This window comes from Cumulibacter soli (genome assembly GCF_004382795.1).
In the GTDB taxonomy this organism is placed as follows: domain Bacteria; phylum Actinomycetota; class Actinomycetes; order Mycobacteriales; family Antricoccaceae; genus Cumulibacter; species Cumulibacter soli.
This window is the reverse complement of the sequence record NZ_SMSG01000001.1, coordinates 92,595-118,267: the sequence shown is the minus strand read 5'-3', so window position 1 is coordinate 118,267 and position 25,673 is coordinate 92,595. Positions and strand designations below refer to the sequence as shown.

The window sequence follows — 25,673 nt, the reverse complement described above, 5'->3', positions numbered from 1 at the left end:
GAACCGAATGCCGACCGAAGGTTCGGTCACCGTCGTGATCGCGGCGTACACGCTGCGTCGGGCAGATGTCTTACGCCGCAGCGCTTTCGCCGCCGTGCAGCAATTGCGTGCCGATGATGAGGTCGCCATCGTGGTCGACCACAACGATGAACTCTTGGCGTGGGCGAAACGCGAACTGGATGGAGTCCGCATCGTTCCGAACGAGTCGAGTTCGGGCTTATCCGGCGCCCGTAACACCGGGATCAGTCACGCGCGCGGCGACATCGTCGCTTTTCTCGATGACGATGCCGTGCCGCGCTCCGATTGGTTGGCCACTCTGCGGGCTCGTTTTACCGATCAGAGCGTGGTTGGTGTCGGTGGCGGCATCGAGCCCGTGTGGCTCAGCGGACGGCCGACATGGTTTCCCGACGAGTTCGGCTGGGTGGTCGGCTGCGATTACCGTGGGCTCCCGCCGGCGGGAGCGCGGCTACGCAATCCCATCGGCGCGAACATGGCGCTGCGCCGCGATGCGTTCGAGGCAGTGGGCGGATTCGCCGCTGGATTAGGGCGGGTCGGAACTCTGCCTGCGGGCTGTGAGGAAACCGAACTGGGCATTCGGATCGGTCAGCATCTTCGCGGGCAAGTCATAGTCCGGGAACCGAGGGCAGTCGTCGACCACGAGGTGCCTACGGATCGGGGAACCGTCCGATATTTCCTGACGCGGTGCTGGCACGAGGGGAAGTCGAAGGCCGCGTTGACCCGGATTGCCGGAGCCACCGATGGGCTGTCCGCGGAGCGTGGCTACGTTGCGCGCATCCTGCCCTCGGGCGTCGCGCGTTCGGTGCTCGCGGCGGCACGCGGCGACGGGAGCGGTTTTGGGCGTGCTGGTGCCATCGGGCTCGGATTTGCCTCCGTCGGCGCCGGATACCTCGCGGGTCTGACGCGCCGAGCGCGAAAGGCGGACGACGAGGTGGGCACTGACGCGGATAAGCAGCAAACGCGACCCGCTGCCGATCCTCCGGCTGTTCGGCCGCACGCTGAGCTGTCGGCGTATCGGCAGCCCACATCAACTCCGGCTGTCATACGGGAAGCGACTCCGAGCCCTGACGCGCGTGTGACCGTGGTCGTGTGCACCCTGGGTCGGGACGAGCGGTTGATCGGCACGATCGAGGCAATACGTCAACAGGATCACCGCAATCTGGAGATTCTGATCGTCGACAACGAGCCAGAGACCGGTGAGGTGGATCGTCTCGTGGCTTCGGCGTCGGTCGATGACCGCGTCCGAGTGGTGCGACAGCCTCGGCGTGGGCTCTCGCACGCGCGTAATGCTGGGCTGGCCGCTGCCGGCGGTGAGATCGTCGCGTTCACCGATGATGATGCGCTGCCCGAGAGCGACTGGATCAGTAGTCTGCTGCGGGTCTTCACTGCGGATGTCGGCGGCGAGGTCTGGTGTGTTACCGGCCTTGTCGTCCCGGCCGAGTTGACTACGCACGCCCAGGAACTGTTCGAGGCCGGCGGCGGTTTCGGCAAGGGACACGCGACATGTTGGTGGAAGCGGCACCATCCGTCGGTGCGACTGCGCAGCTTCGGCGTACCGGGCCGCGAAGGACCCGCGTTTCCTTACAGCGCAGCGGAATTTGGCTCTGGCAACAACATGTCCTTCCGCACCGACGAGTTACGCGCGATTGGCGGATTCGACGTCACGCTCGGCGCGGGAAGTCTCACTCGCGGCGGCGAAGATCTCGACGCCTTTCGCGAGATCTATTTCGCTGGTGGAGCCGTGGTGTACACGCCCGATGCCGTCGTGGGTCACTTCCATCGTTCGGATCTTGGGGCGCTGCGCACGCAGATGTTCGGATACGGCACAGGCATGGCCGCCTCGCTGACGAAACTCGTGCTGAGTCGGCCGGGGGAGGTCGCGACATTCGCTCGGACGCTGCCGCGCTCGTTGCGGGAGTTGTTGCACCCGAAGTCCGCGAAGAACGCGACGCGCGGACCGTCGTACCCGCCGCAGATTGCTCGAGCAGAACTAGCTGGGTACGGCGCTGGCCCGTTTCTGTACTTGCGGGCGCGGCTACGTGAGCGACGCGCGCGATGAGTACCGTCTCGATCATTGTCCCGGTGTATCGGGGCACAGCTGCGGCGCGTCGATGCGTCCTCTCGATCGCCCGCCAAACCCGGCCGGTCGACGAACTGGTGCTGGTTGATGATCGCGGCCGCGACGGCGCGTTCGAGGCAGCGGTGCAGGAAGCTCGTATGCATGGGGTTCGGTGCATAGAAGTCAGACAAGAAAGCAATCGCGGCGTTTCTGCCGCTCGCAATTCCGGGCTCGCCGCGGCATCCGGCGAGTTCGTCGGCTTTGTCGACGCAGACGACGCGATTGAGCCTGACTTCGTTGCTGAACTGAGCCAGCTGCTCGCGCAGTACGACGTGAATCTCGCCGTCTGTGGCAGCGTGCGGGTGAGTACCGATGGGCGACGCGCTAAGGACATCGAAGATGTCGGCTTTCCGCTCGTTCTGTCTGGGCAGGCGTACGCCCGCAAACTGCTCACCGACGATGCGAAGGGCTACGTGTGCAACAAACTGTTCCGGCGCACCTCCCTCGGTGCCGCGCCGTTCGCCGAGGGCAGGGTGTACGAAGACTTTCCCGTCGTACTAGCGATCGCGCTGGAATCCGAGCGCGTGGCGTTTAGTCCGCGACCGATGTATCTCTACACGCTGGCCGACGGGAGTGTCTCGCGGCGATTCGGCCCGCACGTAGGCGATCTGGATAGCCAACTGGTCGACGTGCGCCGCATCGTGGGCGAGCGCTCCGGACTCGACGCCGAGCTGCGGGCTCATCGCGTCGGCGGTGTCGTGTTGCCGATGGCCAACATGGCGTGGCGGGCTCGGCATGACCCTGAAGTGGCCACCGACGATCGGCTCGCGGTAGACCTGATCACCCGTGCTCGGAGATTGCTGCGCGTGTCCGATATGCCGATGCTGGCGTTGAATGGTCATCGACGATTGGCTCTGGCGGCGGGGATGCTGAAGGCCTCTCCTGCGCTGTATGGGCGCGTATTGAGATACCGATGAGCCCTCAGCATTCGCGGCGGTCGCCGTTGTGGGGGCGTGTGGTCACCGGGCAGCTCGATTTGGTGTCCGGCGATTCGTCCTCCTCGGGCGACGCGCCACAAGCCAGCGCTGATGACGCACCACAGGCCAGCGCTGATGGCGCGTGCGCGGAGTCGATTGCGATCGCGCCCGTCCGTGACGGCCGAACCGACGGCGAGCTTGCCTCGGAGCACAAATCCGAGCCCGACCCTCCCGGTGACACTGAGCCGCAGAGCGCGGGCGGGTCAGTCGAGGAAGCCGACGAATCGCGTCAAAGCAGCCGAGCAGCAGTGTCCGCGTGGGCGGCACTGATCGCCGCGTTCCTGGCAGTACTAACTTTCGGCGGCGGAATCCTCACGCTGGCGTTCCTGTTCATCGCGCCGGGGCTCAGTTTGCTTGCTCCATTGCGAGTCTCGGCGCGTGCAATGGTGACTCTGGCGGTTCCCGTCTCGTTGGGCGCTCTGATGCTCGGATCCGCCTTGAGTCTGTGGGTCGGCGTGTGGGATCCACTGACGGGGACCCGACTGGTACAGGCTTGTGTGCTCGCGACCGCGCTCATCCAGCTACTTATCAATCGTCGCGTGCTTCTGCCGTCCTGTGAACGACTCGCGCGCCGAGTGCAACGTGCCCGCGCACCGGACAGCTACGGCTACACCTGGTGGGCGCTCGTTGCGGGGACCGTCGTGGTGTGGGCATTCGCCCTGAATGCCGCTGTGACCCCCGACGTGTCGCCATACGGCTTGTTGACCGCAGGCCAACCGTTATTGGTCGTTGCGCTGGCGTTGCCGGTGCTGCTACTCGTGCTCGCCGTACGCCGCGGTTCGTTCGTGCGCTGCTGGGTGGCGATCGTCCTCGCGGTCCTGACGTACCGTACCGCTGGTTCCGTCGTTGACGAGGTGCCGCGGTATGCCTGGACGTACAAGCATATTGGCGCTACGGACGCCATCTCGACGTACGGCTCGCTCATCCCCGGCGTCGACATCTACCACGACTGGCCGGGATTCTTCAGCGGTACCGCATGGCTGAGTTCGGCCTCCGGCATCGGCGTACTGAGCATCGCGGCGTGGACCACCCCAGTGGTGTGCCTGCTGTTTGCGATGAGCGTCGCCTACCTCGCGCGGCAATTGGGTGCGGACCCGATCACTCAGGCGGTCGCTGGATTCATCGCGGTCACGATGAACTGGGTCGGGCAGGATTACTTTGCACCGCAGGCAATTGCGATTGTGTTCGCGCCGTTGATTCTTGCGCTCGCGATGCGGGCGCGCACGTCGATGGCTGCGGGCCTGGGCGCGCTGGGTCTTTTCGCTGCGATGACCGTGAGCCACCAATTGACGCCGGTGTGGGTGCTGATCGTCTTGTGGGCGCTGTTGGTGATGAAGCAATCGCGTATCTGGGTCCCGCTCGTCGCCTCGTTGATCGTGGTTGCGCAAGTGGCACCCCGGATCGAACTGGTCGAGAGCTACGGGGTGTTCTCGGGCGGTGATGTGCTGGAGAACGCCACGAGCAATATCGGGCCAATCGTGACCGATGCGCAGGCGTTGCTGTCGTTGCTGTCGCGGGCGACCGCGTTGAGCCTGTGGCTGCTCGCCGCGATCGTCGTCGTACTACGGATACGTCGGCGCCGACCGTGGGCCGCGGCGGCGGTCATCGCGTTTAGTCCGATGGGGCTGCTGGTGATGCAGAACTACGGCGGCGAGGCAATCCTGCGCGTGTATCTGTACGCGATCATCGGGTGTTCGGTGCTGATTGCCGGGGGACTGACCACGATGTTGCGACGGTCGTGGCCGCTGGCTGCGCTGGGCACCGGCGGGCTCGTCGTCGCGGTCGCAATGAGCGCGCAAGCCTACTTCGGGCCGTGGTTCGCCTATCAAGTGACCGCGGCCGAGGTGTCAGTCTCCGAGGATCTTTTGAACGAGTTGCCGCAGGAGGCACGAATCGCGTCTGCGGTGCCGGCCTGGCCCGATCGAACGACAGCGGCGTACGTCGATCGCGAGCGGTGGTTCTGGGCATTCGACGCCACTGGGTACAGCAACGAGCTGACCGGCAGCGATCTGTCCGCACCGCAGGACGTCGCGACGATCGAAGCCGGACTAATTGCTGCCGATTGGGTGCCGATCTTCTTTGTCGTCAGCGACAAAATGCAGGTATACAGCGACTTGAAGGGGCTGTATGCGCCGAACGCGCTGGCCAACCTCGAAGCGCAACTAGCCGAGCGCGACGGATGGACGTTGGTGGGTGAACGCGGCGACGTCCGCGTGTGGCGGTATGTATCACCGGAAGCAGAGTGGGCGCCGGCGGCCGACTGGACCCTTCCACCGGGCTAACACGGCCTAACGTTGTGTCCGGGGCCGGCCGTCGTGATCTCAGACAGCGATTGAGCTAGCCACCGACCGCTCCCGCCGGTCAACTCGCGTCCATGACCGACGCTGCCGGCAATGAATGGACTTGGGACTACGACCTGGCCGGTAACGAGGTCAGCGTCGATGACCCGACAGCGGGCTCACCACGCCGCGGGGTTGCCGACGAGCTCGAGTATCACCATCCCCGAATCGGACCTGGCCAGTGATCTCGCCAGGACCTATACGACGGCGTACACGTACACGGTGAACAACCAGATCAAGACCGTGAAACACCCCGCCATCGGCGGGCTACCAACGGAGACAGTCACCACGAGCTAAACGAACCTCGGGCGTCCGAATGGGCTGTTGCGTAGCACGTATCCATACGTGAACCAGGTGACATACACGCATTGAACGAAGTGACGCAGATGTCGCAGACAGTATTGAACACGGCGTTCGTACTGCTGCGCTGGCACCGCGCCGACGACATCCGTATCGAAGGCCGTCGCTCGCGTTCTGCGTGCCGCCCTCGTCATAGGCGATGCACAGCGACGGTTTTCTCGTTTTGCGGCGAAGCAGTATTGTCGCATTACGGGGCGACGGGCGTATGCTCTGTGGTATGACTGCCTCAGCTGAACCTCGTTATCTCGGTGTCCAGGGACGCGGGACAATTGCGTTGCCTGTGGACGTGCGTCGTCGTTTGCACCTGGACGAGCCCGGTGCGCAGTTGGAAATGACCGAACGCGAAGACGGAGTCATTGAGTTGCGACCGGCGTTGCCGGTGCCCGCGGATCAACGGTGGTTCTGGACGGAGCGTTGGCAAGAACGTGAGCGCGAGGTCGACGAGCATGTCGCTGCTGGCCGTGTGGTCGTTCATGAGTCGACCGATGCGTTCGCGGAGCACCTGGACGCGCTCGACGGTCTCGATGACGAGTGAAGTTTCAGACGACACCGGCGTTCGATGGTGACTATCGACGGCTCAAGCCGGAGCACCGTGCGACGTTCCGCGACGTCGTTCGGAAGAAGTTCGCGCCCGCGTGCGACGCGTATGCGTCGGACCCCGCCGCCGGGTGGCCGGCATCTTTGCGTGTCAAATCAGTCCGCTCTGCTCCCGGGATCCTGGAAATGACCTGGTCGTTCGCGAGCCCTGACGGGCGTGCGACGTTCGAGTTGGTCGCCGTCGAGAACGAACTGCTGTGCCGTTGGCGACGAGTGGGCGACCACGATGTCTTCAGGAATCCGTAGATCGATTCAGCTGATATGCCAGTGGGAAGGTAGGCGGGTTGTGCGCCGCGGTCGCGGAAGGATCTGCCGCGCGATGACCGCCCGGCCCTAGCACGGCGCCTTCAACTATGCGTCACGCATCGTAATGCTCGTGCACAGCAGCCCGTCAGTGATCCACACAACCTGCAACGATGGCCATGTCCATGGCTACGGTTGCCGTCCGAATCTGGGGTATGGGTCTAACTGAACGAAGGCTGATGCCATGGCTGCCAGGACGACGATTAAGGTTTCGGCTGAAGTGCGAGGTCGCTAGAACGCTGCAGTTACGGGCTTCCTCCTGCCGGACTCGCCAGTCTATTCCGAGCGGGTCAGCGAGTCGCTCATCTGGTTCGCCCAGTCCAAGATCGACTGGGAATTGAGTCGGCAGCTCGCGCGGCTTTGGCAACAGACGGTATCGAGTCGTGAGGTAATACTCAGGCCGGGGTCCGACGACGCGGCCAGCAAGATCGCGACCAGCAGGCTCTGCGAAATGATCGTTGACGTCGGTGATGTGAACGCACTGCGGGATCACATTACCGACCAGCAGAGGTGGCCGCTCACCACCTTGGTCGGCGACTGGCTCGCATTAGTCGCTCACCAACAGTGGCTCATTAACCGGGTCCGATCCGACCTGTGCCCGCACCTGACTCCATGGGCAGGATCCCATACGACCATCTTCACGAGACTCAGTACGTTCCGGATGCCAGGTGCATCAGACCGAAAATGACGACGCGGTGCAGCGGAGCGTGCATTCAGTTCGCCTGCTTGACCCGACAAAGCCGGCCTGCGGTTTGCCCGTCGCAGAGATATGAGCGGATCAGTCGCGCTGCATGATGGTGCTGTCGTGAATACGGATGTAGTCGATCAAGAGTTCGGCCGGGAACGACGTGCTCTCATCAGGCGAGCCCGGCCAATCGCCACCCACAGCTAGGTTGACGATCACGTGCTGCGGATTCTCGAACGGCCATTCCTCGCCGGGCTTGAGATCGGCCTTGGCCACCGTGTGGTGTTCGGTGCCGTCGACATAGAACCGGATCTCCTCTGGCGTCCACGTGGCGGAGTACGTGTGCCAGGTACCGCCGTACTCACCGCTGTGCGCGGCGCCGTTCTGCCAATGTCCCGAGCCCTCGGCGAATCCGTGGGTGGTGCTGTTGGCATGATCGGCCTCGCCGAGAATCTCCACGATGTCGATCTCGCCAACCTTTGGCCAGCCAACGTCCCAGTGGCCCTTACCTAACAGCCAGAACGCTGACCACAATCCCTGGCCTGCCGGGACATTCATCCGGGCCTCGAAGGTTCCATACTGAAACGCTTCGACCGTCTCCAGCCGCGCAGAGGTGTATTCCGCGGTATTGCCTTGCGGATCGACGTACTGCTCCTGACGGGCGGTGATAACCAGGTTGCCCTCCCCATCGAGACGCACGTTCTCAGGCCGCGGTGTGTAAGCCTGCAGCTCGTTATTGCCCCACCCGCCGGCGAGATCCATCGACATCCAGACGTCACTGTCTGGGGACGATCCGGCCGGGCCGTTGAATTCCTGGCTCCAGGTGGGCTCGGCTTCCGGACTCGCTTCGGTACCGGCAACGGTGCACCCAGCGCCGAGCAGTACGGCGCACATCGTCATCGCGATAGAGACGGGACTCCGTCGTGTCATGAGTCTGCGTCACGGTCGACGGCGGAGTTGATCAAGTCGGCAATCTCTTCGAAATACGGTGACCGAAGCACGGCGGCGTGATTGCAATTCAACTCGATCGGCGTCACCGGGCGGGTAGTCATACTGCGCCACCAGGAACGATCATCGATATTTTCTCTGGTCAGCACGATATCGATCGAGCCAGGCCAGGGCTTGGGTCGATAGTGCTCCATCAGGCGCAGGCCGTGCTGGAAAAAGACCTCGTCGCGCGTGGCCCGGTCGTAGTTCACCAGGCCCGCGCCCAGGAGGCGGCCACGGGTGCGCCATAACTCGCGACGGGTCTGCGGTTTGCCGCCAGGGATGCGAATAGATGGGACTGTGGCGCCAGCGGCGCGCACCGCCGTCGGCGGCAACACGGTGTCGAGAATGATCACGTGGGGACGGGGGAAGCCGCGTTCAGTGAGCAGGCGGCCGACTTCAAGCGCAAATAGCCCGCCGAGAGAATGGCCGACGAGCACGGCACGTTGATTCGGGGCCAACATCGTCTCGATGGTGCGCACGTATCTACGGGCCGTGCGCACGACGGACCAGTCCGGAATGCCGATGTTCTCAAGGCCGTTGACCTGAAACGCGATAACACTGCTACGCGGTGAGATCTTGCCCGCCAGCCCGGTGAACGCGCCAATGGTTCCGCCCGCGCCGGCGAAGCAGAACACCGGCGTTCCGGTTCGCGTACCGGACGTGAGCCGCGCCCAGGTGGTGTGGCGGTTGCGTCGCGGCCGCTGGGTACGGGCCTTGGAGACGACCTCGGCGAACTCACGCAGCGTCGGCGCGGCAGTCAGATCCCCGCTCGCTAAGCGAATCCCGAGTTGGTCCTCGACTCGTTGCAACATCTCTTCGACAGCGAGTGAGTCACCGCCGAGTTCGACGAACTGCTCCTCGGGGCCGACGTACTCCAGACCAAGGGTGGCGGCCCACTCGACGCCGACTGCTTGTTCCCAGCCGGTCGTGGCGCGTCCGGGGGTGTTGCGTTCCGGCGGCTCGGGCAGCCTGGTGCGGTCGATCTTGCCGCGTTCATTACGCGGCAGCTCGGCGAGCATCACGATGTGAGTTGGCGCCATCCAGCTCGGTAAGGTGGCGCGCAACTGCGACCGGATCGCTGCCGAGGACGGAACCCGGCGGTCTGGATCCGGTACGGCGTAGGCAACGAGGCGAGCCGGGTCGGTGCCCGTCCGATGTGCTACGACCGTCGCTTCGACGATCTCGGGGATGCGACGCAGCGCTCCCTCCACCTCGGCGGGTTCGACCAGGTATCCACCGATCTTGAGGGCATCATCCGAGCGTCCCAGCACATGCAGCGCCCCGTCGGAATCGAATACCCCACGGTCGTGCGGCCGATACACGGTCTCGCCGGAGTCCAGCACGGTGAATCGTTCGGCGGTCTTGCGCGGCGAACGCCAATAACCCAGGGCCAGGTCCCGCGAGACGATCTCGATCTCACCGGGCGTGCCGGCCGGTACTTCGGTGCCATCCTCGCCGAGCAGCCGGATCAGTTTGCCATCAGCGGGGTGCCCGGCGGGAAGTTGTCCGTCGGGCACCCGCTCACCGGACCGAATGCGAAGGAACGCGAGATGTCCGGTTTCTGAGGAGCCTAGATAGTTGACATAGTCGGCGTGCGGCAGGACGCTCCGTGCTGCGTTGATGTCTGCGCCTTGGGCCGGTTCGCCGGCAGTGGTGAACAGACGGACGCCCGGCAGGGGTCCCGAAGTGGAGTCGGTCAGCGCGCGCAGTAGTGACGGCGTGAGGTGCAGCGTCGTGGCCTGCGCTGAGCGCAATCCGTCGGCCAGCGCGTGGATTCCCGTCGTCCGGGGATCCTGGACGTATAAGGCAGCGCCGGCACACAACGCCATGATCGCGACCTCCAAACCGAGCGCGAAAGCTAACGGGGCGACGAGCGCGACGCGGTCGGTGGTGCTTAACGCGAACTGTTCTTGCGACAGGCGCGCGCCATTGGCAACGGTGCCATGGCTGAGCACGACGCCTTTCGGGGCGCCCGTCGAACCGGAGGTGTAGACGATCACCGCTGGCGCGTTCGCATCTATATCGGCGAGTTCTGGTGTTGCTGTCGAGTCAGCCTCTGCGGCGATCTTCTCATCGTCGATCATCGCGAGCCCGGTTGCGAGTTCGTCGCTGGCGCGCGGCGGGCCGATGAGCGTGGTCGCGCCGCTATCTACCGCGATGCGCTGCAGACGTTCGGCCGGCTGGGCCACATCCAGCAATACCGCAGGCCGGCCCGATAGCAGTACGCCGAGCAATGCGTTGACGCTGGGTGGAGAGTTGTCGCAGAGCACGGCGACCGGCCCGTCGCCTACCTCGTTCAAACGCACCGCGAGATGCGCTGCGCGGCGGTACAGGTCATCGCCGCTGACCGCGAGGTCGTCCGAGCACACAGCGGTGCGATCTCCGATCGTCCGCAATCCGCGCATCAGTCGGTCGGTCAGGCCTCGGGAGGCAGCAAGCGTTGGGGGCAGTGACGTGGAATGCATGTTAGTTAGGATAGCCTAACGAAGTTGTGCTTAGGCTTGCCTAACACCAATCGCGGGCGACCGAGTCGCGGCGCTCGCCGAGAGAGGGAGACGGTATACGGATATGTCCATAACCAAGACCAGACCTCGACGCAGGAGCGTGGCAATTGTCGCCTCCGTCGCGCTGGCGGCGGGCCTCGCCGGCATGGGCGCGACCACTGCGTCCGCGGCAACCGTCGAAGGCGACGGTTTCGAGTTCGAGACGCAAAGCGCCTCGGTAGGACCAGGGCTCTATCAGGTGGCGTACTCCGAGAAGAACGACGTGATCTGGGCGACGACCGCTGTCGGGCGGCCACCGATCACCCAATCGGCGCTCTACAAGATCGACCCGGACACACTCGAAGTGCTCGACAAGTACGACGCTCCCACGGTGGGCGCAGGTACCGAGGACGACCCGGCCGATCGCAAGCAGGCCGTATACGGCGTCGCCGTCGATGACACCCACAACACGGTGTGGACGACCGACACCCGTGAGGGCATGTATGGCGACGGCTCGGGCAAGGTATCGGTATTCGACCAAGACAGTGGCGAGCAACTCACTACAATCTCGGTGCCGGACCATCCCCGTGATGTCGAGATCGATGAGTACCGCGGATTCGCGTACGTCAGCGACCCGTACAACCACACGATCACCAAGATCGACACCACGTCGTACGAGACGAAGGTGATCAATCTCGGTGGCGGTGCGTCTCCGATGTCCATCGAACTCATCGAGAACGAGACCACTTCGAAGTTGTACACCGTCAGCCTGGAGACCGGTGACGTCTACGAGCTGGACAACATCGCGCAGTCCAACCGGAAGGTCGGCACGTCCGGTGGCGCCCGCGCGTCGGGCATCACGGTAGACCCGGAGCGCAACCGCGCGTACATCTCCAGCCAGGACAGCAGCGATGTCGTCATGATGGACCTGGCAACGGGCGCAACCCAGCGCACCGAAGCCCCAGTCGGTCTGCTCAATAGCGCGTTTGACGCCGAGCACGACCTGGTGTTCCATGCGGGCTTCTACGGATCGCAGGTATTCGTGACATCTGCCGAGGACAACAGCCCGGTGGCTGAGATCCCGGTCGGCTCCACCCCCAACCATCTGATGGTGGCCAAGGGCGCGGTGTACGCCGTCGACAAGAGCGGCGCCGGCGCCAACGGAGCCGACCAGATCTGGAAGATCACCGTCAAGGACGGGGAGCCGACGGATCCCGACGACCCGGACGATCCGGACGACCCGGACGAGCCAACCGATCCCGACAAGCCGACGGTTCCTGACCCGAAGCCCGCCGGTGCCGAGATCACCGTCAATGCCGACGGCGACCTCACCCCAGGCGAGGTCGTGACCGTCTCCGGTAGCGGTTTCACTCCCGGACAGCAGATCGCGGTGAAAATGGACAAGGACGCGTACGGGATGCTGCGCGAGAACGGTTCTGAGGTAATCGACGATCGTATCGTCGTCGACGGCAACGGCGAGTTCAGTGATGAACCAATCAGGATCCCGATCGTCAGCGACGCGGGCGAACTGACCGCGGCGGGCTGGCACACGCTGCACTTCCTCGACAGCGAACCGGTCACTGCGGTGACCCTCGCGGTCAAGACCACCAAGGCCGAGGTTCCCGCGCTGGGCGACCTGGATCCGGCGAAGCAGGATGTCGTGGACGCTCCGGCGTCGGCGCAGGTAGGTCAGGAACTGAATCTGAGCGTTCCTGGAACCCTGAGCGGTCGCGACTTCGGCGTGTGGTTCTGTGGCCAGTTCCTCGGCTGGCACAACGTCGGTTCCGGCGGTGCGCTGAACGTGGCATTGCCGCAGGACACGCCGGCCGGCGCACATGACCTGGTGATCATGGACTGGCGCGGCGATGTCTACAGCTGGTCGTCAGTCGCGATCGCAGATGGCGAGGATCCGACCGACCCTGAGGATCCCGACGATCCGGACGAGCCCACGCAGCCGACGTCCGCCGATGTCGAGGTTGTCGTCGGCATTCCGTCGACCGGCGGACTGTCGCTGGCGGTGGACTCGACGACCGCTGACCTCGGGGAAGCGAAGCTGTCATCGGAGGCGAGTGCGCTCGTCGCTGACGGCTACCTGCCGCAGGTGACCGTTACCGACTTGCGCGTCGAGCAGAACCCGGGCTGGACCCTGACCGGATCCGCGGGCGACTTCTCCTCGAAGGATGGATCGATCGCGGCGAAGTACCTGGGGTGGACCCCGGAAGTGCTCGACAGCGATGACGGCCAGTCTGTCTCGAACGGTGCGGTCGTGGCTCCCGGGACGGGCCTGGGCACGGGCGGCGTGCTCGCATCCGCTGCGCCGGGTGCCGGTGCCGGCACCGCGAGGCTGGGCGCCGCCCTACAGCTCGAGGCGCCGACCTCGACGCCTGCGGGTAAGTACTCCTCGGTGTTGACCCTGACGCTGAGCTAACCGCAATCGGCTGCCCCACCTGCGATATCGCCGGTGGGGTAGCCGATGTAATAAGGACCCAATGGGAACTCTCGAGCTCGCAACCGTGCCGCCGTCTACACGGCTCGGCACCCTGCGTGCGCTCGCGCGACGCCGCGGCATGGAGTCGAGCGCGCTGACCCTGTCGATGTCGACTGCGCTCACGGGCGTGCTCGGGCTGGTGTACTGGATGATCGCCGAACGACTGTTCCCGACTGCTGAGGTCGGTCGAGCATCCGCCGTCATGAGCACCGCGACGATGCTCAGCTCACTCAGTGGGTTGTCGCTGGGGGGTATGTACGAACGATTCCTCGCGGACGCCGGTCGTTATCGTTCGCGCTTCGTGCTCGCCGGGCTCGGCGGCACCGCCGCGCTGGGGCTGGTCGTTGGCGGGATTTTCCTGCTCGTAGGGCCGACGAATACTCTCTTCGACGACGCGGCCCAGCAGATCGCGTTCCCGATCACTGTTGCTGTCCTGACGCTGTACGCGCTGCTTGATTCGATTCTCACTGCGATCCGGCGTCCCGAATGGGTCGCGGCCAAGAATGTGCTGCTGTCGATCGCGAAAATCCTGCCGTTATTCCTGTTCGCAGGTTGGGGCGGTGCGCTGGCGATTACCGGATCGTGGACCGTGCTGGCGGCGCTCGCTGCCGGTATCGCCACGATTGCTGCTGCCCGGCGCCTACGCCAGGGATCCACTGCGCCACCGGCACTCCCGCCGACCGGAGAATTGGCCAGGCACCATGTTGCGCTGGTGTTCCTCATGGCGATGGGCGTGGTCGCGCCGTTGGTGGTACCGCTGATCGTGATCTCGTCCGAAGGGCCCGTCGCGGCGGCGCACTTCAATATCGCCTGGACATTGGTCTCCTCGGTGGGCCTGATGCTGTCGACGATGATGTCGGCCTTCGTGGTTGAGGCCTCCGCAGTACCCGCAGGCGAGCGGCACGACTTGTTGCGGCGGATGGCCCGCGTAGTCGGACGGATGGCGGTGCTGTGTATCGGAGGTCTGGCGGTCTGTGGCCCGCTTGTTCTGTGGCTTGTGGGACCCGCCTATCTCGATGCCGTTGGATACCTGCTGTTCATGGTTCCGGCATTGCTGCTGCAGCAGGTGATCTCGTTCTTCGCCGCTCTCAGTCGAATCGCCGGGCGACTACGTCTGTTGGTCCCGGTCCAGGCGCTCGGCATCATCGGCATCATCGGTGGTTCGTTGTTATTGGTGGGTCCATTGGGGATGACCGGCGTCGGGGTCGCGATCATGAGCGCCGATCTGCTGTGTGTCCTGATCATCGCGGTACCACTGGCGCGCTTGGTGCGCGATGGCAAGGTCGCTCAGCAACTCGGCGCGAGGACGGGCGACGAGTCTGCGGATTCGTCTGCGTAGTCGCAGTAGTCGCAGTAGTCGGATGGTGGGATGAAAGGGATCATGGCTCCGCGCGTCACTGTTCTCATACCTGTGCATAATGCAGCGGGTTTCATCGCGGACGCGGTGCGGTCGGTGTTGGCAGAGGATGTGTCTGCCCTGGAAGTACTCGTGGTCGATGACGGTTCGACCGACCGGGGGATCGCCGAGCTAATGGCGCTGAAGGACGATCGAATTCGACTGTTGCACCAACCTCAAGCGGGCGTCGTCGCGGCGCTCAATCGAGGTCTGGACGCCGCGCGTGGCGAACTGGTCGTGCGGATGGATGCCGATGATATTTCTATTCCCGGGCGAATCGCCGCGCAAATGCGATGGATGGATGAGCATCCAGAAGCAGTGATGTGCGGGACCGGCTATGAAATGTTTGGCGCGATCAACGCGACGGTCCGCATGCCGGTCTCGGATACCGCGTGCCGTCAGCGTTTACTCCTGTCGAGTTGTCATTGTGGAGCGTCCATCATGCTGCGCCGAAGTGTGCTGGAGGACGCGGGTCTGCGATATGACGCCGGGCTGTCGTACGCCGAGGACTACGAGTTCATTACCAGGGTTGCTGAGCACGGAGTCATCGGGAACCTCCCACAGGTCGGTTACCGGTATCGGATCCACGACACACAAGCGAGCCTGCGTCACCGCGACGCGTTGCGTGACGTGCATGTGCAGGTCGCAGCGTCGTACGCGCGCCGAACGCGCGCCCGCCCGCTGCCGGACGAGGTCGTGCGTAATCTGTTGTGGCCTGATTCCCGTGGAGTTTTCGGTACCGCAGCGAGGACAGCATGGGCCGCCACGCGTGCGCTCAGCAGGCGGCCCGGGGTGGAGACAGCGCGATTCTGCAGCCGTACTCTCGTGGAGAACGTGCTCAACGCCGCGCGCTCCGCACCGTAACTGGCGCGAGCGTGTACACAGGCAAAGGGAGCGGGATCAACGGCGTCCCATCCTGAAATCCGGGTAACGTCGTTGTTGTGAATCTTCTTTGTCCCAAATGCACCAATGCGATGCATCAATACGAGCGCAACGACGTCGTGATTGACCAGTGCGTCGAATGTGGTGGCATCTTCCTCGATCGTGGCGAACTCGAGCGGTTAGCCCAGGCAGAGGCCAACTACTACAACCCGCAGGACGCTCAGCCGCTGCCGCCGCGCCAGCCTCGTAGCGATCGTCGCGACGACGACCGGCGCGATGATCGCTACTACGAGGATCCACGGCGCGATGATCGGCGGTATGACGATCGCCGGTACGACGATCGTCGATATGACGGTCGCGATCGGGATCGCGATTACGATCCGCGATACGACCGCGGCAAGTACGGTAAGCGAGGCAAGAAGGAAAGCTTCTTCGGCGAACTGATGGACATCTTCGACTGAGGCGCGCCGAAGCGTCGATGTGCGCAGGGACGCGGGCGCGTCCGTGCCGGCCGGTGTCAGTTGAGAATGTGCTCGATCGAGTAGAACCGCGCGGCGGCTCCGGCGAAGAGGTCACGTTTCTCGTCCGCGCTCGCGTCCTTCGCGATCAGTTTGAACGCGTTCCACAGCGTCCCGTAGTCAGCGCCCCAACGATCTACCGGGAAGTTGCTCTCGAACATCGCCCGCGGTGCGCCGAAGGCCTCGATGCAGGTCTCGACGTACGGCCGGAACAGTTCTGCCAACACCTCGGACCCGACACGGGTGTCCGGACCGACCCCATCGAGTGCGCAGAACGGCATGGCCAGCCCGCCGAGCTTCACCGTCACATTCGGGCACGAGGCGAGTTCGCGGATAGCCGCGGCCCAGGTATCGAACCGTGCATCGAGCTCACCCTCGTAGGCGCTGATACCGAGCGGTGTGCCGACGTGGTCGAGCACGATCGGTTGCTCGGGAAACGCGCGGGCCAAATCGATCAGTTCGCCGAGCTGAGGCTCGAGCACCCACGCATCAAATGTCAGCCCGCGCTTGCCGAGTTCGACGAAACCCTCGCGGAACGTACCGTCGGCGTACAGCCCCTGCGGCGCGCGTGCCAGCGGACCGAGCACGTCCGGGTCCGCGTCGAACGCGCCAATGTGGCGGATGCCCCGATAGCGCCCGTTACCGGCGGCGATCTGCGCGTCGAGAACGGCGCCGACCGCTGAACCAAGGGTCAGGTCCGCCTGGCTCACGATCGCCGCACACGCCCGGAATGGGCCGTACAGCCCGCTGGCGGACTGGGCCGCGACGCCGTTCACGAACTCCACTTCGCCGACCGGCTTGAGTTCCTCCGGGCCATCGGCTCGGTAGAACGACCCACATTGCAGGAAGACGGTGCCGACCACGTTGTGTCCGGTGTCGCGGCTATCGGCAAGCAACTCGTCGAAGAGATACCGCGGCGTCGTCCGGCGAATACTTCCGAACGGGTGGGTGGTCTGCGGACGAGGCGACAGTGCGGTCGTGTCCCACAAGTGATGGTGGGGATCGATGATCGGCAGATCGGGTTCGAGGCCGATTTCGGTCATGCGGTGTCTCCATTTCTGCCCGAGTGGGCTAACTGAAGTGCTGGCGTACGACGGCTCGTTGAGGCTTTCCGGTCACAGTTTTCGGGAACTCGTCGATCACCTCGACGCGCCGTACGTATGCGTGCTTTCCGATTTTCGCGCGGGTCGAGGCGATGAGCTGCTCGCGGACGAGGGCTTCGTCAGCCCCGGGAGCGAGTCGGACGACGGCCGTCACGACCTGCCCGCGATCGGGATCGGGTAGGCCGATGACCACGCATTCGAGCACGTCCGGGTGGGCGTCGACGACGGTCTCGATTTCCGATGGGCCAATCCGGTATCCGCTGCTCTTGATGACGTCGTCCCCGCGGCCGGCGAAATGGAAGTATCCGCGCTCATCGCGGCTCACCGTGTCGCCGGTGTGGATCCAGCCGGCCTTCTTGAGCTCGGCGGTGGCTTCGGGATTCTTGAAGTACTCCAGCAGAAATACTGGCCGGCCGTGCTCGCGTAGTAGCAGTTGTCCTTCGGTCCCGTCGGGGAGTTCGGCGTCCTCGGCGTCCGAGACTATCGCCTCGTGTCCCGGTAGCACCCGCCCGACCGTCTCCGGCGGCGGGTTCTCCCAGCCGCTGACGACCCCCAGCGTGTCGTTCCCTTCGGTCTGGCCGAATCCGTTGTTGATCGTGTCGGTCACGTTGGCCAGGCACCAATCACGAAGGTCGTCGCTGAGCGTCTCGCCGCCGGTGAGGATCGCGCGGTACCGGTGGGTGAGGCGGGTGCCGACGTGCCGCATTTGTCGCATCCCGGACACCGGCAAGTAGCCGACCGAAGGCCGGTAGGTATCGATGAAATCCGCCGTCGCATGTGGATCGAACGGGCGAGAACCCATACTCAACACCGTCGCGCCGAAACCGAGCGGCGCCAGCAATCCATTGCCTACGCCGGCGATCCAGGACCAATCGTTCGGGGAGTAGTAGCGATCGGTCTCGTTGATCCCCTCGAGCAGGTAGCTGACGTTCGCGTGCCCGAGCGCGACTCGATGTGCATGTAAGGCGCCCTTTGGGTTTCCCGTTGTGCCTGAGGTGTAGATCAGCAGCGCGGGATCTTCGGCGCGAGTGTTCGCCGGGGAGCAATCGGCGTCCGCGCGGTCGATGAGCGACCAGAGTTCATCGACGCGCACGATGTGTCGCAGATCTGGTAACTCCTGGCGGCGCGCGGCAATGGCCGCGGCGGCCTCGTTGTTGGCGATCACGACTCGGGTCTGCGAATGTTGCAGTCGCCAGATGAGCGCATCCCCGGCGTAGAGGTGTGAGATGGGGCAGGCGATGGCGCCGATTCGGTAGGCGGCGAGTTGCGATACTGCGGCCTCGATCGACTGTGTCAACACGATCGAGACCACGTCTGCGCGACGCACGCCGAGCTCACCCAGCGCGGTGCCGAGCCGGGCGGTGAGCTCACGCAGTCGGCCGAAACTGACCTCATCGAGGTGATCGTTCTCGTCGAGCACCGCGAGTGCCGCACGATCGGAATGCTCCTCGCTCAGTGCCCACGAATCGACGATGTCCGCGGTGATGTTGTAGTGCTCGGGAACCTTCCAAGCGTGCCTGCTCACCGCGTCCTGCCATGAACTCGCATCGGTGACGACCTGATCGCGAACGTGGGTGAACGGCGGCAAGGTTCCTCCTGATGACCGGTGTAGCCGAGTTCTACCACATGCGAATGAGTAGATTGCTGGATAACAACAAATGACGGGCGAGCCGCCAGCGTCGTGCGTCAACGAATCGAGCCCACAGTTTGGAGCCTTGCCATGCGACTTGGTGTGATGGCCCTCGCGACCGACTGGACGATGCCGCCGGCAGATTTGGCCGTCGCCGTCGAAGAGCGCGGCCTCAGTTCGCTGTTTCTTCCCGAGCACACGCATATTCCCGTCAGTCGCCGTACGCCGTACCCCGGAGGCGAGCCGCTCAAGGACGAGTACTACCGCTTTCTGGACCCGATCGTTGCCCTGTCGATGGCGGCTGCGGTCACCTCCAGGATCGAGTTGGGCACCGGAGTGCTGCTGGTGAACCAACACGACCCCATCGCGCTGGCCAAGGCAATCGCCACACTCGATCACCTCTCGCAGGGGCGTTTCGTTCTCGGGGCCGGGTTCGGCTGGAACGAAGACGAAATGTCACACCACGGTGTCGATCCGCGCCGCCGGCGCTCGGTGTTCCGCGAGAAGGTCATGGCGATGATCGAGTTGTGGGAGAACGAGCAGGCGTCCTTCAACGGAACGTACGTGTCGTTCGAGCCGAGTTGGCAGTATCCGAAACCGGCTCGGAAGCCGCATCCGCCGATCCTGCTTGGTGGCGGTGCCGGTCCTGGATTCTTCAAGCACATGGCCGAGTACGCCGATGGCTGGCTACCGATCGGCGGTAAAGGGCTCGTCGATGACATTCGCGCGATGCGTGCCGCTGCAGAGGAAATCGGTCGCGATCCGAACGAACTCAGCGTGAACCTGTTCGGTGTCAAACCCGACGAGGGGCGACTGGAGCACTACCGCGAACTCGGCGTCGAGCGGGTCGCTCTTGGCTTGCCGCCGGAGGAAAGGTTCACCGACATCGGCGGTGCGACGGCGGAGGTCATCTTGCCGATATTGGATCAGTACGCCGTACTCGCCGAGAAGTTCCAGGACTGACCCGTGGATGCGCTGAGTTATCAAGTCCTCGGAGATCCCGACCGGCCGACAGTTGCATTGCTGCACGGGATGCTCTCCAGCAGTGCGCAATGGGCGCCGAACGTCGAGGTTCTCAGCAAACATTTTCAGTTGGTCATGGTTGAGGTGTGGGGCCATGGGGATTCGCCGGTACCCTCGCGCGAGGAGGCGTTTGACGTCGACGCGATGGTCGATGCGCTCGATGAGGTTCGGCGTGCGGTCGGCGTACCGCGGTGGTCGCTGATCGGCTATTCGTACGGTGGGGCGCTAGCGCTGCAGTATGCCGTCCGCCGCGCGCAACACACCAATGCGGTGGTGTTCACCAACTCGCGGGCATCGATGGCGATCCCCGACGCGGCCGAGTGCGCCCGAAACGCGGCGAACATCCTGCAGCCCGGAGCGATCGGACGACTGCCGTTCCACCCGAAGAACGCGAGTCGACTGCCGAGGGAGTTACACGATTCGTTGATCCAGGCCGCCGACGGTACGGCGGCGGAAGCGGTCAGCGGCTTGATGCGCACTGTGTGGCAGCTGTCGATGCGCGAGCGGCTCGATGAGTTGACGGTCCCGGTCACGCTGATCAACGGGCGTTTCGAGCGCTCGTTTCAACCGGCGGCGCGAGAGATTCGGCAGCGCGCGCCACATATTGCCGTCCACGACGTGGACGCCGGTCATGCCGTGAACATGCAGGCTGTGGACGACTTCAACGCGATCGTGATTCGCACCCTGCAGTAGCCTGATGCGCCGAGTGCGGCTGCTAGCGAGGCGCCTTAGGAATCGATCACGGTGAACGTTGCGCTCGCCGCTGCGACGGCCATCGGTGACGAACGATAGCTCCGACTTATCCACAGGTAGCGCCCCGCTCGCTGTGTATATCTGTAAAAGCCCAATGAAGCATTGTCTATAGTTTCGAGAAATTCTTAGGCAACACGAGGGAACAGGCATGGTGCAGTCGGCGCAGGAACTCGTCGATGTCGAGGTCAGAGAGTTGATCAGGCGTCGCGGCGTCGACCCGCTGCGCGATCCACACGCGGTACGCCGACTCGTTGACGAGGTCATCAGCGACTACGGCGACCGGACACTCACGTCCTCGTTACCGCCGCTGGGGGATGCCAATGCGATCGCCTCATCGGTACTCAACACGGTCGCTGGATTCGGGCCCCTGCAGCCGTACCTCGACGATCCCGAGGTCGAGGAATTGTGGATCAACCAGCCCGATCGCATATTCGTCGCGCGAAACGGCGTGAGCGAGTTGACCACGGTCGTGCTTACCGAGCCCGAGTTGGCTGATTTGGTCGAACGGATGCTGCGCACCTCCGGACGCCGCCTGGACTTGAGTACGCCGTTCGTGGATGCGTTGATGCCCGATGGGTCGCGTCTGCATGTGGTAATCCCGGACATCACGCGACGGCACATGGCGATCAATGTTCGCAAGTTCGTGGTCAAGGCCGACAGGTTGGCCGATCTGGTGCGGTTGGGTGCGGTGACGCCGCACGCTGCGGCGTTCTTGGAAGCGTCCATGATCGCTGGCCTGAACGTGATTGTCAGCGGCGGAACGCAAGCCGGAAAGACGACGATCCTGAACGCTTTGGCGTCGGCGATTCCGCCGAAGGAACGGATCGTAACGGTCGAGGAAGTCTTCGAACTGCGGATCAAACAGCCTGACATCGTTCCGCTGCAGACCCGTCAGGAGAACCTGGAAGGGCAGGGTGCGATCTCGCTCCGACGGCTGATCAAAGAATCGTTGCGAATGCGCCCGTCGCGGATCATCGTCGGCGAGGTGCGGCAGGCCGAAGCGCTGGATATGTTGATCGCGTTGAATTCTGGGCTGCCCGGCGCGTGCTCCATCCACGCCAATTCTGCCCGTGAAGCCGTGCAGAAACTCTGCACCCTTCCGCTTCTCGCCGGCGAGAACATAACCTCGCAGTTCGTGGTGCCGTCAGTCGCCAGCGCCGTCGATCTCATCGTGCACACCAGGCTCGAGTCGGCCGGCCGACGCCGGATCTCGGAGATTGTTGCGCTATCGGGCAGAGTCGAGGGTGCAACAGTAGAAATGACTGACATCTTCAGCAGCGCCGGTGGACAACTCCTGCGGGCGCAGGGATTCCCGCCGCATGAGGATCGGTACGCGCGTGCGGGTATCGACCTGCCTCGGCTGCTTGATGAGTCGGTGATGGGGTAGTGGGCGCGCTGATCGGTCTCGTTGCGGGGATCGGGATGCTGCTCATTTACGCAGCGTTGAGCGGAGCACCACCTCGGACGCGTACCAAGAAAGTCGGGCGTCGCCAGCGCCTGCTCGTGGAGTCTGGACTGCGGGCGATCAGCTCTGCGCAACTCGGTTTGATCCAGATCGCGATTGCTGCGGCGATTGGCGTCCTGGTGCTATTGACGACGAGTTCAGTGGCTATCGCTGTGCTGTTCGCAGTCTTCGGCGGGTGGGCGCCGATCTGGTGGGTACGTCGGCTGCACACCAAGCGCCAGCGAGATCTGCGAGAGGTCTGGCCCGAAGCGATCGATCACCTGATCAGCGCCGTCCGTGCAGGGATGTCGATCCCCGAGGCGCTCGGCGCATTGTCCATCCGCGGCCCGGAGGCGTTACGGGAACCGTTCGCGCGTTTTGACGCTGACTACCGCACCTCCGGGCGGTTCGCCGATTGTCTGGACGCGCTGAAGGATCGGCTGGCCGACCCGATCGGTGATCGCGTATGCGAAACCATGCGCGTCACTCGTGAGGTGGGCGGCAACGAACTAGGTGTCGTGCTGACGACACTGGGCCGTTTCGTCCGGGAAGAGTCCCGTATCCGAGCGGAAATCGACAGTCGGAAACAGGCTGCGATCAATGGTGCTCGGCTAGCGGTCGCCGCACCCTGGCTGGTGCTTCTACTGTTGGGTACGCAATCGACGACGTTGGCGGCGTACGACACGCCCCTCGGGTTCGCCCTCCTCGTTGGCGCCGCAGCTGTTTGCGTGGTCGCATATCGGTTGATGCTGCGCCTGGGCAAACTGCCCGACGAGACGCGGGTGCTGCGATGAGTCTGACCATCGTCGGTGCGGCTCTGGGATTCGTCGCCGCAGTCGGGCTGTTACTGATCATATTCGGGTCGCCGCCAATGCGGCGTCCCTCGCTGGCTGACCGGATCGCGCCGTTCGTTCGAGGGCAAACGCAGCCCTCGCGGTTATTGGCCGTACCCCAGCGGCAGCGCGGATCTCTGCGGCAACGCATCAGCCCGCGCACCCGGAGCGCAGTGGAGCTGCTGGATAAATGGGTGGGCGGTTCGGGGTCCGTGCGGCGCCGGTTGGACGCACTCGATGACGGTCGTTCGATAGAGGACATCCGTTTCGAGCAAGTGATTTGGGGTGCACTCGGGTTGGCCGGCGGCGCCGCGCTGGGCGTACTCATCACGCTGCTCAGCGGGCAGGTACAGATCGCCTCCGCGTTGCTGCTGGCGGCGGCCGGTGCGGTCGGCGGCGTTCTTGGCCGAGACTGGTGGCTTACGGTGCAGGTGCGAAAGCGGGACGAGCGAATCATCGCGGAGTTTCCCGTGGTTGCTGAACTTCTTGCCTTAGTCGTCACCGCCGGTGAGAGCCCGCAAGGCGCCCTTGCTCGGGTGGCTCACTTGGTAGGTGGTGAGCTCGGTCGTTCGTTGGAAAGCGCCCTGGCCGATACCCGCGCAGGCATGCCCATCACGGACGCGTTGGAGAAGGTGGCGCGCGCCAGCAACCTCGAACCGCTGTCGAGATTCATCGACGGCATCGTCATCGCCTTGGAGCGCGGCACACCGCTCGCCGAAGTACTACGCGCTCAGGCCGCCGACGTCCGGGAACAGAGCAAACGGCACCTGCTGGAGCGCGGTGCCCGCAACGAGTTGTCGATGATGATTCCGGTTGTCTTTTTGCTATTGCCGACAACAGTAATTTTGGCGATGTTTCCGGGGTTGTTCTCAATTGTGCAGTTGTCCCAATGACCGAACCGAGAAGAGACGAGCCATGCGTGGACCTCATGAATTAGTCCTTAGAACCCTCGAGCGGTTGAGTCGGCCGCTGGATGGTGACCGGGAGCGGGGTGATGTGCCCGGTTGGGTGATGGTGGTTGTGATGACGGCGGCATTAGTGATCGCGATCCTGATTCCGTTCCGCGAGGCGATTGTTGAGGCCGTGCAGAATGCGATCGATAGCGTTACGGGCACCTAGCCGCCGCATTGCTGATCCTCACGGCGATCGCGGTTCGGCGGTGGTCGAGTTCAGCATGATCTCGGTGCTGCTCGCTGCGATTTTCTTCGTCGTACTCCAGGTGGGTATCTACCTCTACCAACGCAGCATCATCGCCAGTACCACGCTCGCCGCTGCACGGTATGCGGCTAACGCGAATGTGCCGACGGAGCAGGGGAGCGTGAGAGCACACGACTTGCTCAACGACGCGTTATCGGACTCCGCCGCGGCCGGGATCACCTGTGTCGCCAGTGAAGAGGTTGGCGAGGGCGGACTGTTATTGGTCGTGGTCCGCTGTGATGGATCGGTGCCGTCGCTGGCAAGTGTGCTCGGCCCAGTGCTGCCAATTAGTAGCGAGGCCAGCGCTATCGAGGAATCCCAATGAGGCGACTCGGGCGATTCTGCCGCCGAATTCGGACCGACGATCGCGGATCGGGCGTTGTCGAGTTCGTTCTGTTGGCCGTGATCGTGTTCATTCCGCTGACATATGGCGTGCTCGCGTTCAGCGCGGTGCAGTCCACCGTGCTGGCGTCCACGGACGCGGCGCGACAGGCCGGCCGTGCAATCGCGACGGCATCGGATCCGAGTATCGCGCTGGAGCGGGCCGAGTACGCCGCCGCACTGGCCGCAGACGCGCAGAACATCGACGCTGCCGGAATTCAAGTATGGACCGCGCCCGCGGACACCGACTGCGCCTCCAGTGATGAGGCGTACGCCGCGGCGTTAACGAGTGGCGAGGTATTCGCGGTGTGCGTTGAAATCCCCATCCGACTGCCGTTGCTTCCCGAGTTACTCTCCAGCAATACCGCGACGGGTAAGTACGTCGTGGCGATGGATTCGTTCCGATGATTGGCAGGCGGTGGTGCCAGGTCGTTCGAGGGACACGGCCGCTGTCGCGCCCTCGCGAACGCGGTGACCTCCCCGGCGACCGTGGTGAATCCGCTGGCGAGCGCGGGTCGACAATCCCGCTGATGCTGGGCTTCTTCATTCTTGCGGGACTCATGCTCACCGGAGGCGTCGTCGCCTCCTCGGCGTTCTTGCAGTTGCGCTCACTGCAGTCCGCCTGCGACGGCGCGGCGACGGCTGCCGCGAACGGGTTCGATCGCGGCGGGACCCATCTGGGCGCGAACTTGCCGTTTGATCCCGACGCCGCGCAGGCAGCGGTGATGGCGTACGCCGCGACGACTTGGCAGGGCGAAGCAGCCGCCGTATCGCTTGACGTGCAGGTGAATGGCGATCAGGTGACCGTCACCTGTGAGAAAACCGCGCATGTGCCGTTTGAAGTGGTATTCGCCCCCGAAGGCATCGCCCAGTCGGTGACGGCTTCGGCCCGAGCTCCGCTGGCCGGTTAGGTCCGGCAGCGCTGCGACGGTCAGTCTGCTGGAAACGCAGTCTGAGAGCCTGCTTATCGCGTATGCGTGGACAAGGCGCCGCTGGGGCTGCGTGTTGAGTGAGTCGCCGCGCAGCCGGGCCACGACGCACGGACCTCCGGCCGCTCGGCCGCACCGGTGCGCCGGTGCACGTGAGCGGTGCACGGTGTGCAAGGGCCCGCACAGCGGACGGAGGGAGACCCGGCGCGCGGTTGACGCAGGGGA

The 25,673-nt window shown here is 64.1% G+C and carries 22 protein-coding genes; 18 read left to right on the top strand and 4 right to left on the bottom strand.

Annotation, left to right across the window (positions count from 1 at the left end; all coding sequences use genetic code 11):
* The first annotated feature begins 7 nt into the window (after window positions 1-7).
* The 6 genes from E1H16_RS00560 to E1H16_RS00535 all read left to right on the top strand — a co-directional run bounded on the left by E1H16_RS00560 (window position 8) and on the right by E1H16_RS00535 (window position 6,656).
* Window positions 8-2,077 (top strand): glycosyltransferase, encoded by a 2,070-nt coding sequence (locus E1H16_RS00560; RefSeq protein ID WP_134321755.1) that lies wholly within the window; start codon window positions 8-10, stop codon window positions 2,075-2,077.
* Window positions 2,074-3,054, top strand: coding sequence for a glycosyltransferase family 2 protein (locus tag E1H16_RS00555; protein WP_134321754.1), 981 nt, complete (start codon window positions 2,074-2,076; stop codon window positions 3,052-3,054). The genes E1H16_RS00560 and E1H16_RS00555 overlap by 4 nt, the downstream gene beginning before the upstream one ends.
* Window positions 3,051-5,396: a hypothetical protein gene (locus E1H16_RS00550; RefSeq protein WP_134321753.1), complete on the top strand. Its 2,346-nt coding sequence runs from the start codon at window positions 3,051-3,053 to the stop codon at window positions 5,394-5,396. The genes E1H16_RS00555 and E1H16_RS00550 overlap by 4 nt, the downstream gene beginning before the upstream one ends.
* A gap of 92 nt (window positions 5,397-5,488) precedes the next feature.
* Entirely contained in the window at window positions 5,489-5,638 is a 150-nt protein-coding gene (locus tag E1H16_RS00545) for an RHS repeat protein (RefSeq protein ID WP_134321752.1), read from the top strand.
* Window positions 5,639-6,030: 392 nt separating this feature from the next.
* The gene (locus E1H16_RS00540; RefSeq protein WP_134321751.1) at window positions 6,031-6,348 is read left to right on the top strand and encodes an AbrB/MazE/SpoVT family DNA-binding domain-containing protein; all 318 of its coding nucleotides are present in this window, start codon (window positions 6,031-6,033) and stop codon (window positions 6,346-6,348) included.
* A complete protein-coding gene (locus E1H16_RS00535; RefSeq protein ID WP_134321750.1) occupies window positions 6,345-6,656 on the top strand; it encodes a hypothetical protein in 312 nt (103 codons plus the stop codon). Before E1H16_RS00540 ends, E1H16_RS00535 begins: the two co-directional genes overlap by 4 nt.
* A gap of 835 nt (window positions 6,657-7,491) precedes the next feature.
* On the opposite strand, the gene E1H16_RS00530 is transcribed toward E1H16_RS00535, so the two are convergent.
* The gene (locus tag E1H16_RS00530) at window positions 7,492-8,328 is read right to left on the bottom strand and encodes a glycoside hydrolase family 16 protein (RefSeq protein ID WP_134321749.1); all 837 of its coding nucleotides are present in this window, start codon (window positions 8,326-8,328) and stop codon (window positions 7,492-7,494) included.
* Entirely contained in the window at window positions 8,325-10,853 is a 2,529-nt protein-coding gene (locus tag E1H16_RS00525) for an alpha/beta fold hydrolase (RefSeq protein WP_134321748.1), read from the bottom strand. Before E1H16_RS00525 ends, E1H16_RS00530 begins: the two co-directional genes overlap by 4 nt.
* A gap of 139 nt (window positions 10,854-10,992) precedes the next feature.
* Here E1H16_RS00525 and E1H16_RS00520 point away from each other — a divergent pair, with 139 nt between their 5' ends.
* From E1H16_RS00520 to E1H16_RS00505, 4 genes are all read left to right on the top strand, one after another.
* A complete protein-coding gene (locus tag E1H16_RS00520) occupies window positions 10,993-13,299 on the top strand; it encodes a YncE family protein (protein ID WP_166741566.1) in 2,307 nt (768 codons plus the stop codon).
* A gap of 61 nt (window positions 13,300-13,360) precedes the next feature.
* Window positions 13,361-14,698: a lipopolysaccharide biosynthesis protein gene (locus tag E1H16_RS00515; RefSeq protein ID WP_134321746.1), complete on the top strand. Its 1,338-nt coding sequence runs from the start codon at window positions 13,361-13,363 to the stop codon at window positions 14,696-14,698.
* 30 nt (window positions 14,699-14,728) lie between these two features.
* Window positions 14,729-15,619, top strand: coding sequence for a glycosyltransferase (locus tag E1H16_RS00510; RefSeq protein ID WP_134321745.1), 891 nt, complete (start codon window positions 14,729-14,731; stop codon window positions 15,617-15,619).
* 77 nt (window positions 15,620-15,696) lie between these two features.
* Window positions 15,697-16,098, top strand: coding sequence for a TFIIB-type zinc ribbon-containing protein (locus tag E1H16_RS00505; RefSeq protein WP_208378778.1), 402 nt, complete (start codon window positions 15,697-15,699; stop codon window positions 16,096-16,098).
* Between the two features lie 56 nt (window positions 16,099-16,154).
* On the opposite strand, the gene E1H16_RS00500 is transcribed toward E1H16_RS00505, so the two are convergent.
* Together E1H16_RS00500 and E1H16_RS00495 are read right to left on the bottom strand one after the other, a co-directional pair.
* Window positions 16,155-17,198, bottom strand: a complete 1,044-nt coding sequence (locus E1H16_RS00500) for an amidohydrolase family protein (protein WP_134321744.1) — start codon at window positions 17,196-17,198, stop codon at window positions 16,155-16,157.
* A gap of 28 nt (window positions 17,199-17,226) precedes the next feature.
* A complete protein-coding gene (locus E1H16_RS00495) occupies window positions 17,227-18,846 on the bottom strand; it encodes an acetate--CoA ligase (RefSeq protein ID WP_166741565.1) in 1,620 nt (539 codons plus the stop codon).
* A gap of 132 nt (window positions 18,847-18,978) precedes the next feature.
* Here E1H16_RS00495 and E1H16_RS00490 point away from each other — a divergent pair, with 132 nt between their 5' ends.
* From E1H16_RS00490 to E1H16_RS00450, 8 genes are all read left to right on the top strand, one after another.
* Complete coding sequence (locus tag E1H16_RS00490) at window positions 18,979-19,851, top strand: LLM class F420-dependent oxidoreductase (protein WP_134321742.1); 873 nt, start codon at window positions 18,979-18,981, stop codon at window positions 19,849-19,851.
* A gap of 3 nt (window positions 19,852-19,854) precedes the next feature.
* On the top strand, window positions 19,855-20,604 hold the full coding sequence (locus E1H16_RS00485; protein WP_134321741.1) for an alpha/beta fold hydrolase: 750 nt from the start codon (window positions 19,855-19,857) through the stop codon (window positions 20,602-20,604).
* 208 nt (window positions 20,605-20,812) lie between these two features.
* Window positions 20,813-22,051: a TadA family conjugal transfer-associated ATPase gene (locus E1H16_RS00480; RefSeq protein ID WP_134321740.1), complete on the top strand. Its 1,239-nt coding sequence runs from the start codon at window positions 20,813-20,815 to the stop codon at window positions 22,049-22,051.
* A complete protein-coding gene (locus E1H16_RS00475) occupies window positions 22,051-22,902 on the top strand; it encodes a type II secretion system F family protein (protein WP_243837531.1) in 852 nt (283 codons plus the stop codon). Before E1H16_RS00480 ends, E1H16_RS00475 begins: the two co-directional genes overlap by 1 nt.
* Entirely contained in the window at window positions 22,899-23,834 is a 936-nt protein-coding gene (locus tag E1H16_RS00470) for a type II secretion system F family protein (RefSeq protein ID WP_134321739.1), read from the top strand. Before E1H16_RS00475 ends, E1H16_RS00470 begins: the two co-directional genes overlap by 4 nt.
* 266 nt (window positions 23,835-24,100) lie before the next feature.
* Window positions 24,101-24,463: a TadE/TadG family type IV pilus assembly protein gene (locus E1H16_RS00460; protein WP_166741564.1), complete on the top strand. Its 363-nt coding sequence runs from the start codon at window positions 24,101-24,103 to the stop codon at window positions 24,461-24,463.
* Entirely contained in the window at window positions 24,460-24,927 is a 468-nt protein-coding gene (locus E1H16_RS00455; RefSeq protein WP_134321736.1) for a TadE/TadG family type IV pilus assembly protein, read from the top strand. Before E1H16_RS00460 ends, E1H16_RS00455 begins: the two co-directional genes overlap by 4 nt.
* Window positions 24,924-25,430, top strand: a complete 507-nt coding sequence (locus E1H16_RS00450; RefSeq protein ID WP_134321735.1) for a pilus assembly protein TadG-related protein — start codon at window positions 24,924-24,926, stop codon at window positions 25,428-25,430. Before E1H16_RS00455 ends, E1H16_RS00450 begins: the two co-directional genes overlap by 4 nt.
* The last annotated feature ends 243 nt before the right edge of the window (window positions 25,431-25,673 follow it).

Excerpts from the sequence above, each read along its gene's own strand:
- E1H16_RS00560 (WP_134321755.1), top strand. The coding sequence starts at position 8 with ATGCCGACCGAAGGTTCGGTCACCGTCGTGATCGCGGCGTACACGCTG.
- E1H16_RS00555 (WP_134321754.1), top strand. The coding sequence starts at position 2,074 with ATGAGTACCGTCTCGATCATTGTCCCGGTGTATCGGGGCACAGCTGCG.
- E1H16_RS00550 (WP_134321753.1), top strand. The coding sequence starts at position 3,051 with ATGAGCCCTCAGCATTCGCGGCGGTCGCCGTTGTGGGGGCGTGTGGTC.
- E1H16_RS00545 (WP_134321752.1), top strand. The coding sequence starts at position 5,489 with ATGACCGACGCTGCCGGCAATGAATGGACTTGGGACTACGACCTGGCC.
- E1H16_RS00540 (WP_134321751.1), top strand. The coding sequence starts at position 6,031 with ATGACTGCCTCAGCTGAACCTCGTTATCTCGGTGTCCAGGGACGCGGG.
- E1H16_RS00530 (WP_134321749.1), bottom strand. The coding sequence starts at position 8,328 with ATGACACGACGGAGTCCCGTCTCTATCGCGATGACGATGTGCGCCGTA.
- E1H16_RS00525 (WP_134321748.1), bottom strand. The coding sequence starts at position 10,853 with ATGCATTCCACGTCACTGCCCCCAACGCTTGCTGCCTCCCGAGGCCTG.
- E1H16_RS00515 (WP_134321746.1), top strand. The coding sequence starts at position 13,361 with ATGGGAACTCTCGAGCTCGCAACCGTGCCGCCGTCTACACGGCTCGGC.
- E1H16_RS00510 (WP_134321745.1), top strand. The coding sequence starts at position 14,729 with ATGAAAGGGATCATGGCTCCGCGCGTCACTGTTCTCATACCTGTGCAT.
- E1H16_RS00500 (WP_134321744.1), bottom strand. The coding sequence starts at position 17,198 with ATGACCGAAATCGGCCTCGAACCCGATCTGCCGATCATCGATCCCCAC.
- E1H16_RS00490 (WP_134321742.1), top strand. The coding sequence starts at position 18,979 with ATGCGACTTGGTGTGATGGCCCTCGCGACCGACTGGACGATGCCGCCG.
- E1H16_RS00480 (WP_134321740.1), top strand. The coding sequence starts at position 20,813 with ATGGTGCAGTCGGCGCAGGAACTCGTCGATGTCGAGGTCAGAGAGTTG.
- E1H16_RS00470 (WP_134321739.1), top strand. The coding sequence starts at position 22,899 with ATGAGTCTGACCATCGTCGGTGCGGCTCTGGGATTCGTCGCCGCAGTC.
- E1H16_RS00455 (WP_134321736.1), top strand. The coding sequence starts at position 24,460 with ATGAGGCGACTCGGGCGATTCTGCCGCCGAATTCGGACCGACGATCGC.
- E1H16_RS00450 (WP_134321735.1), top strand. The coding sequence starts at position 24,924 with ATGATTGGCAGGCGGTGGTGCCAGGTCGTTCGAGGGACACGGCCGCTG.